This is a genomic window from Streptomyces sp. NRRL WC-3742 (genome assembly GCF_000720635.1).
In the GTDB taxonomy this organism is placed as follows: domain Bacteria; phylum Actinomycetota; class Actinomycetes; order Streptomycetales; family Streptomycetaceae; genus Kitasatospora.
Map to the genome: position 1 here is coordinate 71519 of NZ_JOCF01000001.1, position 14407 is coordinate 85925.

At 66.7% G+C, this 14407-nt stretch carries 24 protein-coding genes; all 24 read right to left on the reverse strand.

Going from position 1 to position 14407, the window contains the following annotated elements:
* Nucleotides 1–2: 2 nt before the first annotated feature.
* Entirely contained in the window at nucleotides 3–656 is a 654-nt protein-coding gene (locus IH61_RS0100325) for an adenylate kinase (RefSeq protein ID WP_031063025.1), read from the reverse strand.
* Complete coding sequence (gene secY, locus IH61_RS0100330; RefSeq protein WP_031063027.1) at nucleotides 656–1966, reverse strand: preprotein translocase subunit SecY; 1311 nt, start codon at nucleotides 1964–1966, stop codon at nucleotides 656–658. Before secY ends, IH61_RS0100325 begins: the two co-directional genes overlap by 1 nt.
* Before the next feature lie 330 nt (nucleotides 1967–2296).
* The gene (rplO, locus tag IH61_RS0100335; protein WP_031063030.1) at nucleotides 2297–2749 is read right to left on the reverse strand and encodes a 50S ribosomal protein L15; all 453 of its coding nucleotides are present in this window, start codon (nucleotides 2747–2749) and stop codon (nucleotides 2297–2299) included.
* 2 nt (nucleotides 2750–2751) lie between these two features.
* Nucleotides 2752–2934: a 50S ribosomal protein L30 gene (rpmD, locus tag IH61_RS0100340; protein ID WP_030055835.1), complete on the reverse strand. Its 183-nt coding sequence runs from the start codon at nucleotides 2932–2934 to the stop codon at nucleotides 2752–2754.
* A complete protein-coding gene (rpsE, locus tag IH61_RS0100345; protein WP_030393306.1) occupies nucleotides 2934–3554 on the reverse strand; it encodes a 30S ribosomal protein S5 in 621 nt (206 codons plus the stop codon). Before rpsE ends, rpmD begins: the two co-directional genes overlap by 1 nt.
* Nucleotides 3555–3602: 48 nt before the next feature.
* Entirely contained in the window at nucleotides 3603–3986 is a 384-nt protein-coding gene (gene rplR / locus IH61_RS0100350) for a 50S ribosomal protein L18 (protein ID WP_031063032.1), read from the reverse strand.
* A gap of 3 nt (nucleotides 3987–3989) precedes the next feature.
* Nucleotides 3990–4529, reverse strand: a complete 540-nt coding sequence (gene rplF, locus IH61_RS0100355; RefSeq protein WP_031063034.1) for a 50S ribosomal protein L6 — start codon at nucleotides 4527–4529, stop codon at nucleotides 3990–3992.
* Nucleotides 4530–4551: 22 nt separating this feature from the next.
* Nucleotides 4552–4959 carry a 30S ribosomal protein S8 gene (rpsH, locus tag IH61_RS0100360; protein WP_031063036.1) on the reverse strand — a complete coding sequence of 136 codons (408 nt, stop codon included), beginning with the start codon at nucleotides 4957–4959 and terminating at the stop codon, nucleotides 4552–4554.
* 266 nt (nucleotides 4960–5225) lie between these two features.
* On the reverse strand, nucleotides 5226–5411 hold the full coding sequence (locus IH61_RS0100365; RefSeq protein ID WP_030393303.1) for a type Z 30S ribosomal protein S14: 186 nt from the start codon (nucleotides 5409–5411) through the stop codon (nucleotides 5226–5228).
* Between the two features lie 4 nt (nucleotides 5412–5415).
* The gene (rplE, locus tag IH61_RS0100370) at nucleotides 5416–5985 is read right to left on the reverse strand and encodes a 50S ribosomal protein L5 (protein WP_030300393.1); all 570 of its coding nucleotides are present in this window, start codon (nucleotides 5983–5985) and stop codon (nucleotides 5416–5418) included.
* Nucleotides 5985–6296, reverse strand: coding sequence for a 50S ribosomal protein L24 (rplX, locus tag IH61_RS0100375; protein ID WP_030232484.1), 312 nt, complete (start codon nucleotides 6294–6296; stop codon nucleotides 5985–5987). Before rplX ends, rplE begins: the two co-directional genes overlap by 1 nt.
* 15 nt (nucleotides 6297–6311) lie before the next feature.
* On the reverse strand, nucleotides 6312–6683 hold the full coding sequence (rplN, locus tag IH61_RS0100380; protein ID WP_030055827.1) for a 50S ribosomal protein L14: 372 nt from the start codon (nucleotides 6681–6683) through the stop codon (nucleotides 6312–6314).
* 102 nt (nucleotides 6684–6785) lie between these two features.
* Nucleotides 6786–7058, reverse strand: coding sequence for a 30S ribosomal protein S17 (gene rpsQ, locus IH61_RS0100385; RefSeq protein WP_014136278.1), 273 nt, complete (start codon nucleotides 7056–7058; stop codon nucleotides 6786–6788).
* A complete protein-coding gene (gene rpmC / locus IH61_RS0100390; protein WP_031063040.1) occupies nucleotides 7058–7282 on the reverse strand; it encodes a 50S ribosomal protein L29 in 225 nt (74 codons plus the stop codon). Before rpmC ends, rpsQ begins: the two co-directional genes overlap by 1 nt.
* The gene (gene rplP / locus IH61_RS0100395) at nucleotides 7282–7701 is read right to left on the reverse strand and encodes a 50S ribosomal protein L16 (protein ID WP_031063043.1); all 420 of its coding nucleotides are present in this window, start codon (nucleotides 7699–7701) and stop codon (nucleotides 7282–7284) included. Before rplP ends, rpmC begins: the two co-directional genes overlap by 1 nt.
* Before the next feature lie 5 nt (nucleotides 7702–7706).
* Nucleotides 7707–8531, reverse strand: a complete 825-nt coding sequence (gene rpsC / locus IH61_RS0100400) for a 30S ribosomal protein S3 (protein WP_031063045.1) — start codon at nucleotides 8529–8531, stop codon at nucleotides 7707–7709.
* A complete protein-coding gene (gene rplV, locus IH61_RS0100405; protein WP_031063047.1) occupies nucleotides 8531–8878 on the reverse strand; it encodes a 50S ribosomal protein L22 in 348 nt (115 codons plus the stop codon). The genes rpsC and rplV overlap by 1 nt, the downstream gene beginning before the upstream one ends.
* An 83-nt stretch (nucleotides 8879–8961) precedes the next feature.
* Entirely contained in the window at nucleotides 8962–9243 is a 282-nt protein-coding gene (gene rpsS, locus IH61_RS0100410) for a 30S ribosomal protein S19 (protein ID WP_030055821.1), read from the reverse strand.
* Between the two features lie 11 nt (nucleotides 9244–9254).
* Nucleotides 9255–10091 (reverse strand): 50S ribosomal protein L2, encoded by an 837-nt coding sequence (gene rplB / locus IH61_RS0100415; RefSeq protein ID WP_031063050.1) that lies wholly within the window; start codon nucleotides 10089–10091, stop codon nucleotides 9255–9257.
* Between the two features lie 46 nt (nucleotides 10092–10137).
* Nucleotides 10138–10455 carry a 50S ribosomal protein L23 gene (gene rplW, locus IH61_RS0100420; RefSeq protein ID WP_030280768.1) on the reverse strand — a complete coding sequence of 106 codons (318 nt, stop codon included), beginning with the start codon at nucleotides 10453–10455 and terminating at the stop codon, nucleotides 10138–10140.
* The gene (gene rplD, locus IH61_RS0100425) at nucleotides 10455–11132 is read right to left on the reverse strand and encodes a 50S ribosomal protein L4 (protein ID WP_031063053.1); all 678 of its coding nucleotides are present in this window, start codon (nucleotides 11130–11132) and stop codon (nucleotides 10455–10457) included. Before rplD ends, rplW begins: the two co-directional genes overlap by 1 nt.
* A 5-nt stretch (nucleotides 11133–11137) precedes the next feature.
* Entirely contained in the window at nucleotides 11138–11785 is a 648-nt protein-coding gene (gene rplC, locus IH61_RS0100430) for a 50S ribosomal protein L3 (RefSeq protein WP_031063055.1), read from the reverse strand.
* A gap of 14 nt (nucleotides 11786–11799) precedes the next feature.
* Complete coding sequence (gene rpsJ / locus IH61_RS0100435; RefSeq protein WP_012785157.1) at nucleotides 11800–12108, reverse strand: 30S ribosomal protein S10; 309 nt, start codon at nucleotides 12106–12108, stop codon at nucleotides 11800–11802.
* 403 nt (nucleotides 12109–12511) lie between these two features.
* On the reverse strand, nucleotides 12512–14329 hold the full coding sequence (locus tag IH61_RS0100440; protein WP_158844491.1) for a phospholipid carrier-dependent glycosyltransferase: 1818 nt from the start codon (nucleotides 14327–14329) through the stop codon (nucleotides 12512–12514).
* Between the last annotated feature and the right edge of the window lie 78 nt (nucleotides 14330–14407).

Sequence of the window (14407 nt, forward strand, 5' to 3'; positions counted from 1 at the left end):
ACTCAGTTGTCCTGCTTCAGCGCCTCGATCGCACGCGAGGTGACCTCGTCCACCTTGCCGAGGGCCGAGATCGTCGCCACCAGGCCCTGCTGGACGTAGTAGTCGATGATCGGCTCGGTCTCCGTGTGGTAGACCTCCAGGCGCGTGCGCACCTTGTCCTCGGTGTCGTCCGAGCGCTGGTACAGCTCGCCGCCGCACTCGTCGCAGACGCCCTCGACCTTCGGCGGGTTGTAGTCCACGTGGTACACGTGGCCCCCGTCGTTGCGGCACAGCCGGCGACCGGCGATGCGGCGCACGACCTCGTCCTCGGGGACCTCCAGGTCCAGCACGCCGTCCAGCTGGATGCCCTGCTCGGCGAGGAACTCGTCCAGCGCCTTGGCCTGGCCCAGGTTGCGGGGGAAGCCGTCGAGCAGGAAGCCGCCCTCGGCGTCCGCCTGGAGCATGCGGTCCTTGGCCATCCCGATGGTGACCTCATCCGGCACCAGGCGACCCGCGTCCATGTAGCTCTTGGCCTCGAGCCCCAGCGGGGTGCCCTGACCGATGTTGGCGCGGAACAGGTCTCCGGTGGAGATGTGGGGAATGGACAGGGTCTTGGCGAGCAGGTGCGCCTGAGTACCCTTCCCGGCCCCGGGAGGACCAACGAGGACGATACGCATCAGCGGAGGAACCCTTCGTAATTGCGCTGCTGGAGCTGGCTCTCGATCTGCTTCACAGTTTCGAGTCCGACGCCGACGACGATGAGCACGCTGGTGCCGCCGAACGGGAAGTTGGTCTGCTGTCCGAAGGCGACCAGGGCGATCATCGGGATCAACGCGATCAGGCCCAGGTAGAGCGAACCCGGCCACGTGATTCGGGTCAGCACGTAGTTCAGGTACTCGGCCGTCGGGCGGCCGGCCCGGATGCCCGGGATGAACCCACCATACTTCTTCATATTGTCGGCAACTTCTTCGGGGTTGAAGGAGATGGCGACGTAGAAGAAGGCGAAGAAGACGATCAGCAGGAAGTACGTGGCCATGTAGATCGGGTGGTCGCCCTTGACGAAGTGGCGGCTGACCCACACGGCCCACCCGGACTGGCTGTTGGTCAGCTGGACCACCAGGGCCGGGATGTACAGCAGCGACGAGGCGAAGATGACCGGGATGACACCGGCCTGGTTCACCTTGAGCGGGATGTAGGTCGAGGTGCCGCCGAAGGCGCGGCGCCCGATCATGCGCTTCGCGTACTGCACCGGGATCCGGCGCTGTGCCTGCTCGACGAAGATGACGAGCATCACAACGATCACGCCGACCGCGATGACCGAGAGGAACTCGACCCAGCCGCCGCCGATGGTGCCCGACTGCTTGATGTTCCACAGCGAGGACGGGAACTGCGCGGCGATCGAGGTGAAGATCAGCAGCGACATGCCGTTGCCGATGCCGCGGTCGGTGATCAGCTCACCGAGCCACATGATCACCGAGGTGCCGGCGGTCATCGTGATCACCATGACGGCGATCCGGAAGACGCCCGTCTCCGGCACGATCTCGTTCGCCACCGGGCAGCCCGAGAACAGCGCGCCACTGGAGGCCGTCGCGACGATGCCGGTCCCCTGGAGGATGGCGAGCGCGATGGTCAGGTAGCGGGTGTACTGCGTGATCTTCGCCTGGCCGGCCTGCCCCTCCTTCTTCAGCGCCTCGAGCCGCGGGATCACGACGGTGAGGAGCTGGAGGATGATGCTGGCCGTGATGTACGGCATGATGCCGAGCGCGAAGATCGTCAGCTGGAGCAGCGCGCCACCGCTGAACAGGTTGACGAGCCCGAACAGGCCGTTCTTCTTGGAGTCACTCACACAGACGTTGACCGCCTCGAAGTTGACTCCGGGGATCGGGATGTGCGAGCCCAGCCGGAACAGCACCATGATGCCCAGCGTGAACAGCAGCTTCTTGCGCAGGTCGGGCGTCTGGAACGCCCGCGCGAACGCACTGAGCACGGTGCCTCCTGCGCCTCCCGCACGTCGTCGGCGGGAGGGTCGGTCCTGAATGGGGGGAGTTTGCGGTTCGGAGCTCCCGTACAGACGGCACAGGCGAGCCTACGCGCAGCCTACAAGGGAACTCCACGGACTCTAACAGTGCGCAGCCACTCCGAAGAAGCGTGAGCCGGGACTCCCCCACTCACGGGGTACGGGATGCCCGGATTTGCCACACAAAAGAACGACGGCCGGAGCGGGCGGGTTTCCGGTCACCCGTGAACGGGCCGAGAACGCCGAGAGCCCCGCACCTCCCGGAGGAGGTGCGGGGCCCGAAGCCGGTTGTCAGCGGGCTCAGATGAGCTCGGTGACCGTACCGCCGGCGGCGGTGATCTTCTCGGCGGCCGAGCCGGAGACGGCGTCGACCGTCACCTGCAGGGCAACCGCGATGTCGCCGGTGCCGAGCACCTTGACGAGCGAGTTCTTGCGAACCGCGCCCTTGGCGACCAGGTCCTCGACGGTGACCTCTCCACCCTGCGGGTAGAGCTCGGCCAGCTTGTCGAGGTTGACGACCTGGAAGGTCACCTTGAAGGGGTTCTTGAAGCCCTTCAGCTTCGGCAGGCGCATGTGGAGGGGCATCTGGCCACCCTCGAAGCGCTGCGGAACCTGGTAGCGGGCCTTGGTGCCCTTGGTACCACGACCAGCGGTCTTACCCTTGGAGCCCTCACCACGACCGACACGGATCTTGTCGGTCTTGGCACCAGGGGCGGGACGCAGGTTGTGGATCTTGATCGGGTTCTCGCCCATGATCAGTCCACCTCCTCAACCGTCACCAGGTGACGGACCGTGTGGGCCATCCCGCGGATCTCGGGACGGTCCTCCTTCACCACGACGTCGTGCATGCGCTTGAGACCAAGCGAACGCAGGGTGTCACGGTGGTTCTGCTTGCTGCCGATGTACGACTTGGTCTGCGTGATCTTCAGGCGAGCCATCAGGCGCTCACCCCAGCAGCACGCGCCCGCAGCAGAGCGGCGGGGGCCACGTCCTCCAGCGGCAGGCCACGACGAGCGGCGATCTCCTCGGGGCGCACGAGGCCCTTCAGAGCAGCCACGGTGGCGTGCACGATGTTGATCGCGTTGTCCGAGCCGAGCGACTTCGACAGGATGTCGTGGATGCCGGCGCACTCCAGGACGGCGCGCACCGGACCACCGGCGATAACACCGGTACCGGGGGCGGCGGGCTTCAGGAGCACGACGCCGGCGGCCTTCTCACCCTGGATGGGGTGCGGGATGGTGCCCTGGATACGGGGGACCTTGAAGAAGTTCTTCTTGGCCTCCTCAACACCCTTGGCGATGGCGGCCGGAACCTCCTTCGCCTTCCCGTAACCGACACCCACGGTGCCATCGCCATCGCCCACCACGACCAGCGCGGTGAAGGAGAAACGACGACCACCCTTGACAACCTTGGCGACACGGTTGATCGCGACGACGCGCTCGACGTAAGCGGTCTTCTCGACGGCGGGGGCGTTGCCCCGGTCGTCACGCTTACGGTCACGCCGCTCGCCACCGGTGCCGCCGCCGGCGCCGCTACCGCGGCGCTGGGGTCCAGCCATTGGAATTACCTCTCTCGATTACGTCCGCCGACAGAGTCGACGAGCGGCTTAGAAGTCGAGCCCGGCCTCGCGGGCCGCGTCCGCCAGGGCGGCGATGCGGCCGGCGTACCGGTTGCCCGCGCGGTCGAAGACGACCGACTCGATGCCGGCGGCCTTGGCGCGCTCGGCGACCAGGCTCCCGACCTTCTTGGCCAGCTCGGTCTTGTCGCCCTCGGTGCCCTTGATGGACACGTCGAGGGTGGACGCCGACGCCAGGGTGTGACCCTTGGCGTCGTCGATGACCTGGGCGACCATGTGACGGTTCGAACGCGTCACGACGAGGCGCGGACGCACCTCGGTGCCGACGACGCGCTTGCGAACCCGGATCGCGCGGCGCTTGCGAGCGGCGCTCTTGTAGGCGTTGCCCTTGCCGATCTTGACAGAGACACTCATCGCTTACTTACCACTCTTTCCGACCTTGCGGCGGATGACCTCGCCCGCGTACTTGACGCCCTTGGCCTTGTACGGGTCGGGCTTGCGCAGCTTGCGGATCTTCGCAGCGACCTCGCCGACCTTCTGCTTGTCGATGCCGTCCACGTGGAACTTGGTGGCCGACTCGACGACGAAGGAGATGCCCTCGGGGGCCTCGACGAGGATCGGGTGGCTGTAGCCCAGCTGGAACTCCATGTCGGAGCCCTTCGCCAGAACTCGGTAGCCGACACCGCTGATCTCCAGCGACTTGCGGTAGCCCGCGGTCACGCCGGTGATCATGTTCGCCACCAGCGTGCGGGAAAGGCCGTGCAGGGCCTTCGACATACGCTCGTCGTTCGGGCGGGTGACGAACAGGGTGCCGTCCTCGCCCTTACCGATCTCGATCGGCGCGGCGACAACGTGGGTGAGCGAGCCCTTCGGGCCCTTCACCGAGACCGCCTGGCCATCGATGGTGACGTCCACGCCAGCGGGGACCTGGATGGGCAGCCGTCCAATGCGCGACATTGCTGTACCTCCGTTTCCCGAATTACCAGACGTAGGCGAGAACTTCTCCGCCTACGCCCTTCTTGGCGGCCTGCTTGTCGGTCAGGAGGCCGGAGGACGTGGAGATGATCGCCACGCCCAGGCCGCCGAGAACCTTCGGCAGGTTGGTGGACTTTGCGTAAACGCGCAGACCCGGCTTGCTGATGCGCTTGATGCCGGCGATGGAGCGCTCACGGTTGGGGCCGAACTTGAGCTCGATGGTCAGCTTCTTGCCGACCTCGCCCTCGACGGGCTCCTCAACCTTGTAGGAGGAGATGTAACCCTCCTGCTGCAGGATCTGGGCGACGTGCGCCTTGATCTTGCTGGCCGGCATCGCCACGGAATCGTGGTACGCCGAGTTCGCGTTACGCAGACGCGTGAGCATGTCTGCGATGGGGTCGGTCATGGTCATGATGGCCTCAGGCCTCTCTCGCCGTGGTTTCTCCGCGCCAGGTCCCCCCGCCGCACTCCGAGGAGTGCGGCAGGGGCACAGACGCAGGGGACCTGCGGCGTCGTAAGACTGGGTGCGAGCCCTCTCTTGGAGGGCCACTGGCGTCCATGGGGAAGCCGTGGCAGGGGGCCCGACCCCACTACCTTACGGGAATCCGTACGGCAGCCCAAAAATGGGCCCTGTGGGATCGGGCACCTCTGCGTCGCTGGTGTGCCTAGAACCTGGGATTACCAGGAGCTCTTGGTCACGCCCGGCAGCTCGCCGCGGTGCGCCATCTCACGGAGGCACACACGGCACAGGCCGAACTTGCGGTACACCGAGTGCGGACGACCGCAGCGCTGGCACCGGGTGTAGGCCCGGACGCCGAACTTCGGCTTCCTCTCGGCCTTCGCGATGAGGGACTTCTTCGCCATTGGCTCACGCCTCCTTGAACGGGAAGCCCAGAGCGCGCAGGAGCGCCCGGCCCTCGTCGTCGGTCTGAGCGGTGGTCACGACGGTGATGTCCATACCGCGCTGACGGTCGACCTTGTCCTGGTCGATCTCGTGGAACATAACCTGCTCGGTCAGACCGAAGGTGTAGTTGCCACGGCCGTCGAACTGCTTCGGGGAGAGGCCACGGAAGTCACGGATACGCGGCAGAGCCAGCGACACCAGACGGTCCAGGAACTCCCACATGCGGTCACCACGGAGGGTGACGTGGGTGCCGATCGGCTGGCCCTCGCGCAGCTTGAACTGCGCGATGGACTTACGAGCCTTGGTCACGGCCGGCTTCTGACCGGTGATCGCGGTCAGGTCGCGGATCGCGCCCTCGATCAGCTTGCTGTCACGGGCGGCCTCGCCGACACCCATGTTGACGACGACCTTGACCAGGCCGGGCGTCAGCATGACGTTCTCGTACGAGAACTGCTCCTGCAGCTGACCCTTGATCTCGGAGTTGTAACGCTCCTTGAGACGGGGGGTCACCTTCTCAACAGACGTCTCAGACATCAGATGTCCTCACCGGTTCGCTTGGCAACGCGGATCTTGTTGCCCTCGTCGTCGAAGCGGTAACCAACGCGGGTGACGACCTTCTTGCCGTCCTTCTCCACGACCAGCTGGACGTTGGAGACGTGCACGGGAGCCTCGACGGTGACAATGCCACCCTGGGTGCCCGGGCCCGGCTTGGTGTGCTTCTTGACCCGGTTGACACCCTCGACCAGGACCTTGTTCTCAGCCGGCATGGCCTGGATGACCTTGCCCTGCTTGCCCTTGTCCTTGCCGGTGATGACCTGGACCAGGTCACCCTTCTTGATCTTCATGCTGTTCGCCATGGGTTAGAGCACCTCCGGCGCCAGCGAGATGATCTTCATGAACTTCTTGTCGCGCAGCTCGCGGCCCACCGGGCCGAAGATGCGGGTACCACGGGGGTCACCCTCGGTGTTCTTGAGGACGACGGCGGCGTTCTCGTCGAACCGGATGTACGAACCGTCGGGACGACGGCGCGACTTCACGGTACGGACGACGACGCACTTGACGACGTCACCCTTCTTCACCGAACCGCCGGGGATCGCGTCCTTGACGGTGGCGACGATGACGTCCCCGATACCGGCGTAGCGGCGACCGGAGCCACCGAGAACGCGGATGCAAAGGATTTCCTTCGCGCCCGTGTTGTCGGCGACGCGCAGTCGCGACTCCTGCTGGATCACAGCTTTCTCCTGATCGTCAACGAGAGCTGACGGGCCGGCCGCTGCTCACACCGGCGCTCACAGGGAGCCCGGTGCACATACGGCCGTACCGCATCAACTTCGTTACTTGGCCTTCTCGAGGATCTCGACGACGCGCCAGCGCTTCGTCGCGGACAGCGGCCGGGTCTCCATGAGGAGGACACGGTCGCCGACACCGCACGCGTTCTGCTCGTCGTGCGCCTTCAGCTTGTTGGTACGGCGGATGACCTTGCCGTACAGCGCGTGCTTGACGCGGTCCTCGACGGCGACGACGACGGTCTTGTCCATCTTGTCGCTGACGACGAGACCCTCACGGGTCTTGCGGAAACCGCGCGTCTCGTTGGTGTTCTCAGTCATCAGGCGTTCTCCACCGTCTCGATGCCCAGCTCGCGCTCGCGCATCAGGGTGTAGATCCGCGCGATGTCCTTACGGACCAGCTTGAGCCGGCCGTGGTTGTCGAGCTGCCCGGTCGCCGCCTGGAAGCGGAGGTTGAACAGCTCCTCCTTGGCCTCGCGAAGCTTGGCAACGAGGGCCTCGTTGTCCAGCTGACGAAGCTCAGCAGCCTTGGTAGCGGCCGACATCAGCTTTCACCGTCCTCGCGCCGGACGATCCGGCACTTCATCGGAAGCTTGTGCGCGGCACGCGTGAGCGCCTCGCGCGCAGTCTTCTCGTTCGGGTACGACAGCTCGAACATGACCCGACCCGGGTGCACGTTCGCGATCCACCACTCCGGCGAACCCTTACCGGAACCCATGCGGGTCTCGGCCGGCTTCTTGGTGAGCGGGCGGTCCGGGTAGATGTTGATCCAGACCTTGCCGCCACGACGGATGTGACGGGTGATCGCGATACGAGCGGACTCGATCTGTCGGTTCGTCACGTAGGCCGGGGTCACGGCCTGGATGCCGTACTGGCCGAACGCCAGCTCGGTGCCACCCTTCGCAGCGCCGCGGCGCTTCGGGTGGTGCTGCTTGCGGTGCTTGACCCTGCGGGGGATCAGCATTGGGGTCAGGCCTCCGTTCCGGTGTTCTCGGCAGCCGGAGCCTCGACGGCAGCCGGGGCCTGAGCCTCGGCAGCGGCGGGACGACGGCCACGGCCACCGCGCTCGCCACCACGGCGCTCGCCACCGCGGGCGGGACGACCACCCTCGGGACGGGCCGGGCGGTTACCCGAGCGGGCAGCGGCGTTCTCAGCGCGGACCTCGGCGATGTTCTTGACGTCGCCCTTGTAGATCCAGACCTTCACACCGATGCGGCCGAAGGTCGTCTTGGCCTCGAAGAAGCCGTAGTCGACGTTCGCGCGGAGGGTGTGCAGCGGCACACGGCCCTCGCGGTAGAACTCCGAACGGCTCATCTCGGCGCCGCCGAGACGACCGGAGCACTGGACCTTGATGCCCTTGGCGCCGGACTTCATGGTGCCCTGCATCGACTTGCGCATGGCACGGCGGAAGGACACGCGGGAGGACAGCTGCTCCGCGACGCCCTGAGCCACGAGCTGGGCGTCCAGCTCGGGGTTCTTGACCTCGAGGATGTTCAGCTGGACCTGCTTGCCGGTCAGCTTCTCCAGGTTGCCCCGGATCTTGTCGGCCTCCGCGCCGCGGCGACCGATGACGATGCCCGGACGAGCGGTGTGGATGTCGACGCGGACGCGGTCGCGGGTGCGCTCGATCTCGACCTTGGAGATGCCGGCGCGCTCCATGCCCTTCGTCATCATGCGACGAATGGCAACGTCTTCCTTGACGTAGTCCTTGTACAGCTTGTCGGCGTACCAGCGGGACTTGAAGTCCGTGCTGATGCCGAGCCGGAACCCGTGCGGGTTAACCTTCTGGCCCATTACCGGGTCCCTTCCTTGCTGCTGACGACCACGGTGATGTGGCTGGTCCGCTTGCGGATCCGGTAGGCACGGCCCTGGGCGCGCGGACGGAACCGCTTCAGGGTCGGGCCCTCGTCAACGTAGGCCTCGGAGATGTAGAGGTCTTCCACGTTGGAGTGGTTGTAGTTGTGCGCGGCGTTGGCGATGGCGCTGTCGAGCACCTTGCCGACCGGCACGGTGGCAGCCTGCGGAGCGAAACGCAGGACTGCCTGGGCCTCCGTGGCATTCATGCCACGGATGAGGTCCACCACGCGGCGGGCCTTCATGGGCGTCACGCGGATGTACCGCGCCTGTGCCCTGGCTTCCATGGTTGTCCCCTTAATGGAGTAAGTCATTGAGTCTTCTTGGCGCGCAAGCTCAGCCCAGTGGCCAGGGGCCACTGATGGGCCTTCTAGCGGCGCTTCGACTTCCGGTCATCCTTCACGTGGCCACGGAAGGTGCGGGTCGGAGCGAACTCGCCGAGCTTGTGGCCGACCATCGACTCGGTGACGAACACCGGGACGTGCTTACGGCCATCGTGAACCGCGATCGTGTGGCCGAGCATGGCCGGGAAGATCACGGAACGACGGGACCAGGTCTTGATGACGTTCTGGGTACCCGCCTCGTTCTGCGCGTCCACCTTCTTGAGAAGGTGGCCGTCGATGAAGGGGCCCTTCTTGAGACTGCGCGGCATCTGACCTGCTCCTAGCGCTTCTTGTTGGTCTTGCGGCGGCGCACGATGAGAGCGTCCGACGCCTTCTTCGGGCGACGGGTGCGACCCTCCTTCTGGCCCCACGGCGAGACCGGGTGGCGACCACCGGAGGTCTTACCCTCACCACCACCGTGCGGGTGGTCGATCGGGTTCATGGCCACACCACGCACGGTCGGGCGAACGCCCTTCCAGCGCATACGGCCGGCCTTGCCCCAGTTGATGTTCGACTGCTCGGCGTTGCCGACCTCGCCGACGGTCGCGCGGCAGCGCGCGTCGACCAGGCGGATCTCACCGGAGGGCATGCGCAGGTGCGCCATCTTGCCCTCACGCGCCAGCAGCTGGATGCCGGAACCGGCGGAGCGGGCCATCTTGGCACCGCCACCGGGACGCAGCTCCACCGCGTGGATGGTGGTACCGACCGGGATGTTGCGAAGCGGCAGGTTGTTGCCGGGCTTGATGTCGGCGCCGGGGCCGTTCTCAATCCGGTCACCCTGGGTGATGCCGCGCGGGGCGATGATGTAGCGCTTCTCGCCGTCCGCGTAGTGCAGGAGCGCGATGCGCGCGGTGCGGTTCGGGTCGTACTCGATGTGCGCGACCTTGGCCGGCACGCCGTCCTTGTCGTGACGACGGAAGTCGATCACGCGGTAGGCGCGCTTGTGTCCACCACCCTGGTGGCGAACGGTGATCCGACCGGCGTTGTTACGGCCGCCCTTGCTGTGCAGGGGGCGAACCAGCGACTTCTCCGGCGTGGACCGCGTGATTTCTACGAAGTCGGCCACGCTGGAGCCACGACGGCCCGGCGTAGTCGGCTTGTACTTGCGGATGCCCATTTGGCTCTCTCGTCCTCGTCCTAATCGACGATCACGATCTCCTGAGTCAGGAGACCGGACCACCGAAGATGTCGATGCGGTTGCCTTCGGCCAGCGTCACGATGGCGCGCTTGGTGTCCTTGCGCTTGCCAAAGCCCGTCTTGGAGCGCTTGCGCTTGCCCTGACGGTTGATCGTGTTGACAGCCTCGACCTTGACCGAGAAGACCGCCTCGACGGCCTGCTTGATCTGGGTCTTGTTGGCGCCCGGCGACACGATGAACGTGTACTTGTTCTCGTCGAGAAGGCTGTAGCTCTTCTCGGAGATGACCGGCTTCACCAGGACGTCACGGGGGTCCGTGAACGTCTTGCTCGTAACGTCGCTCATCAGGCGGCGCTCCCTTCGAGCTCGCCCTCAGCGGCAACGGCCTTGGCGGACGCGGCCGGACCGGCCACGAAACGCTCGAAGGCGGCCTGGGTGAAGACCACATCGTCGGAGACGAGCACGTCGTAGGTGTTCAGCTGACCGGCGTCCAGGATGTGCACGTGCGGCAGGTTGCGAGCGGACTTCAGGCCCAGCTCGTCCTCGCGCTCGACGACCAGGAGGACGTTCTTGCGCTCGGTGATCTTGCCGAACAGGCTCTTGGCGGCCTTGGTCGACGGCGCCTCGGTCGCGGTCACGCCGGTGACGACGTGAATGCGGTTGTGGCGGGCCCGGTCGGTGAGCGCACCGCGCAGGGCGGCGGCGATCATCTTCTTCGGGGTCCGCTGCGAGTAGTCGCGCGGCACGGGACCGTGCACAACGCCACCGCCGGCGAACTGCGGCGCACGGGTCGAGCCCTGACGGGCGCGGCCGGTGCCCTTCTGGCGGTACGGCTTCTTGCCGCCACCGCGGACCTCGCCACGAGTCTTGGTCTTGTGGGTGCCCTGACGGGCCGCAGCGAGCTGCGCCACGACGACCTGGTGCATCAGCGGAACGCTGACCTTCGCGTCGAAGATCTCGGCCGGCAGCTCGAGGCTGCCGGTCTTGTCGCCAGCCGGCGACAGGATGTCAATGGTGCTCATATCCTTCACAGCCCCTTCGCCGCGGTGCGGACGAGGACGAGGCCGCCGTTCGGGCCCGGGACGGCGCCCTTGATGAGCAGCAGACCCTTCTCCGCGTCGACCGCGTGCACGGTCAGGTTCTGGGTGGTCACACGCTCGTGGCCCATCCGACCAGCCATGCGCAGGCCCTTGAACACACGGCCAGGGGTGGCGCAGCCACCGATGGAACCGGGCGAGCGGTGCTTGCGCTGGGTGCCGTGACCGGCGCCGAGGCCCTTGAAGTTGTGACGCTTCATGACACCGGCGAAGCCCTTGCCCTTGGAGGTGCCGGTCACGTCGACCTTGACACCCGCCTCGAACAGCTCGGCGGTGATCTCCTGGCCCAGGGTGTACTCGGACGCGTCCGAGGTACGGAGCTCGACCAGGTGGCGGCGCGGGGTGACACCGGCCTTGGCGAAGTGACCCGCGAGGGGCTTGTTCACCTTGCGGGGGTCGATCTCGCCGAAGCCGATCTGGACGGCGTCGTAGCCGGCCGGGCTGTCGGCGGTGTGGACCTGGGTCACGACATTGGGCCCAGCCTTGACGACGGTCACCGGGACAACCCGGTTGTTCTCGTCCCAGACCTGGGTCATGCCGAGCTTCTCGCCCAGGATGCCCTTAATCTGCTTAGCCATCTTCGGTGCGCCTCTCAGAGCTTGATCTCGATGTCGACGCCCGCCGGCAGGTCGAGACGCATGAGCGAGTCAACCGTCTTCGGCGTGGGGTCGAGGATGTCGATCAGACGCTTGTGAGTACGCATCTCGAAGTGCTCGCGCGAGTCCTTGTACTTGTGCGGCGAGCGGATGACGCAGTACACGTTCTTCTCAGTGGGCAGCGGCACCGGGCCTGCGACCTGCGCACCAGTACGAATCACCGTCTCGACGATCTTCTTCGCCGAGGAGTCGATGACCTCGTGGTCGTAGGCCTTGAGCCGGATGCGGATCTTCTGTCCCGCCATGGCTACTCAGTAGTCCTTTGTCCTTAGTCGCTTTACGAGTTCCCCTCCGACCCCCGCGCTCGGGCGTGTCGCTCTCGCGCTTGCAAAAAACCGGCGAAGAAATCGTCGGTTTCAAACTTTCGGGATGGGGGAAGCCGGATCGAGGCCCCGCACACGCTTCCCGGAAGATTCCCGTACGTCCGCCCCGCAGCTGCCGTGGCGTAGAACTCACGCTTGACGGCCATCACGGGAACGACGAGTACATGGGACTCGCTTCCGGTCCTCCCGGCGGGAGGCGCGCAGCATCGGCACTCAACCGAGCAACTTGGACATACTGCCACATGGAGCAGCCCAAACACCAATCGGGGCCGGTGAGAGGTAGCTCACCGGCCCCGATGGGGTGACTGCTCGGCGACCGAGCAGGTCAGTGCTTCTTGCGCCAGACCATCCACTTGCCGTCCGGGTTCGTTCGGTCGACGTACCAGACGTTCGGCCGGTCCGCCCAGTACGACTCCGGCGTCCCGGCGGCCGGCAGCGGCGTCACGATCACCGTCGCCTCGGCGGGGACCTCCTGCCAGCGCGGGTCCCTGCTCCAGATCCGGCCCGGCATGACCTCGTACGCCTGCGTCGCCCGCAGGCCCCAGTCGAGGTCCCAGGCGAACACCACGTTGTCCCCCGGCTTGATCCCGGCGGCCTTGGTGAACCCGGTGGCGCCGACCTTGCGCTCCTTCGCGTACGGGTGGGTGATCTGCTCGCTGATCGTGAAGGTCGAGAAGCAGGCGAACAGCGCCAGCGAGACGCCGAGCGCCCACAGCACCTTGCGGCCGCCGGCGACCAGCAGCAGGACGACGCCCGCGAGGATCACGAAGGCGGCGAACGTCGACCGCAGCATGTTGAGCTTCGACCAGTCCCCCGCCAGGAAGGCGGCGTCCGGCACGCCCCACAGCACGAATATCTGGCTGTGCAGCTTCGAGCCGGCCGACATGATCACGCCCTGGGCGAGCACCAGGGTGAGGCCGACCGCCGCGAGCGCCGTGTAGACGACCCGCTTGCGGTCGAGGCGGGCGAGCAGAGCGGTGCCCGTCAGGAAGAGGGAGGGCACCAGGTAGGACACGTACCGGGCGTAGACCCAGTCGTCGAGGCGGCCGTCGTCCGGAAGCGTCGCCGCGGCGGCGAACGCCGTGCCGACCAGCAGCGCCACCATGACGCCGCCGACCACGCGGTCCGGGCGTCTGAACCGGCCGCTGAACACCGCGAACACGCACACCACGATGGCCAGGCCCGCGATGCCCCAGGTGGAGACGATGAAGTACCAGATCTGACCGATGGTCCGGGTCAGGGTGCGCTGGAGGATGTCGCCGTTGGTGAGGCCCTCGATCAGGTGGTCGCTGACCTTGCTCTTGCCCACAGAGAACGTCCGCCGCAGCCACCAGGCGAGCGCCTTCGCGAAGACCGCGCCCGCCCCGAGCACGAGCAGGCCCACCGCCGAGGCCCGCCACGGCGCCCAGCGCAGCACCAGCACGCCGAGCAGCACCACGGCCGTCACCGCGACCACCACGGTGCCGCGGTCGTGCGTGGCCATCGCGTATCCGGCCGCCGCGCCCATCCCGGCGGCGTACCAGCAGCGCCGCTTCAGGGTGCCCTCGCTCAGCCAGCCGTGCATGCAGAGCAGCCAGGCGAGGACGAGCACCGGCAGGACGACGTCCGACATCGCGTACTGCGAGTAGAAGATCACCGGCGGCAGCAGCGCCGTGACGCCGCCGAACACGTACGCCAGCAGCCGGCGCACGCCCAGGCGGCGCAGCGCGGCGTACGCCAGCGGGAAGACCAACGCGTTCATCAGCGCGTTGAGTCCGAGTATCAGCTGGTAGCCCAGCACCGGGTCGGAGGTGAGCCGCAGCGCCGGGGAGATCAGCAGCGGGTACCCGGCGGGGATGACCTCGCCGACCGGGATCTCGGTGACCGAGCGGCCGGCCAGCACCCGGGACAGCACGAGGTAGGAGTCCTCGTCGGGGTGCACCGTGGGGAAGCTCAGGCCCTTGACGAGCGCCAGGCGGAAGGCCACCTCCAGTGCGTAGCCGACGATCAGCGCCACCGGCCAGAACCAGCGGCGGGTCCTGAGCTCGTCGAACCTCGCCGCGGCCCTGCGGAACCACTCCGGCGCGCGCTCCCCGTCCGCCGGCGACGTGCTCGCCCGGGCAGCGCCGCGATGCTCCTCGACGATCTCTGCTGATGTCTGCACTGAAGTCCGACTCTTCCCGTGGATAGTCCGGCTCTGCGAGAGACCCGGCAGGCCGTCCGGCCCGGATCGCGGCCGGGG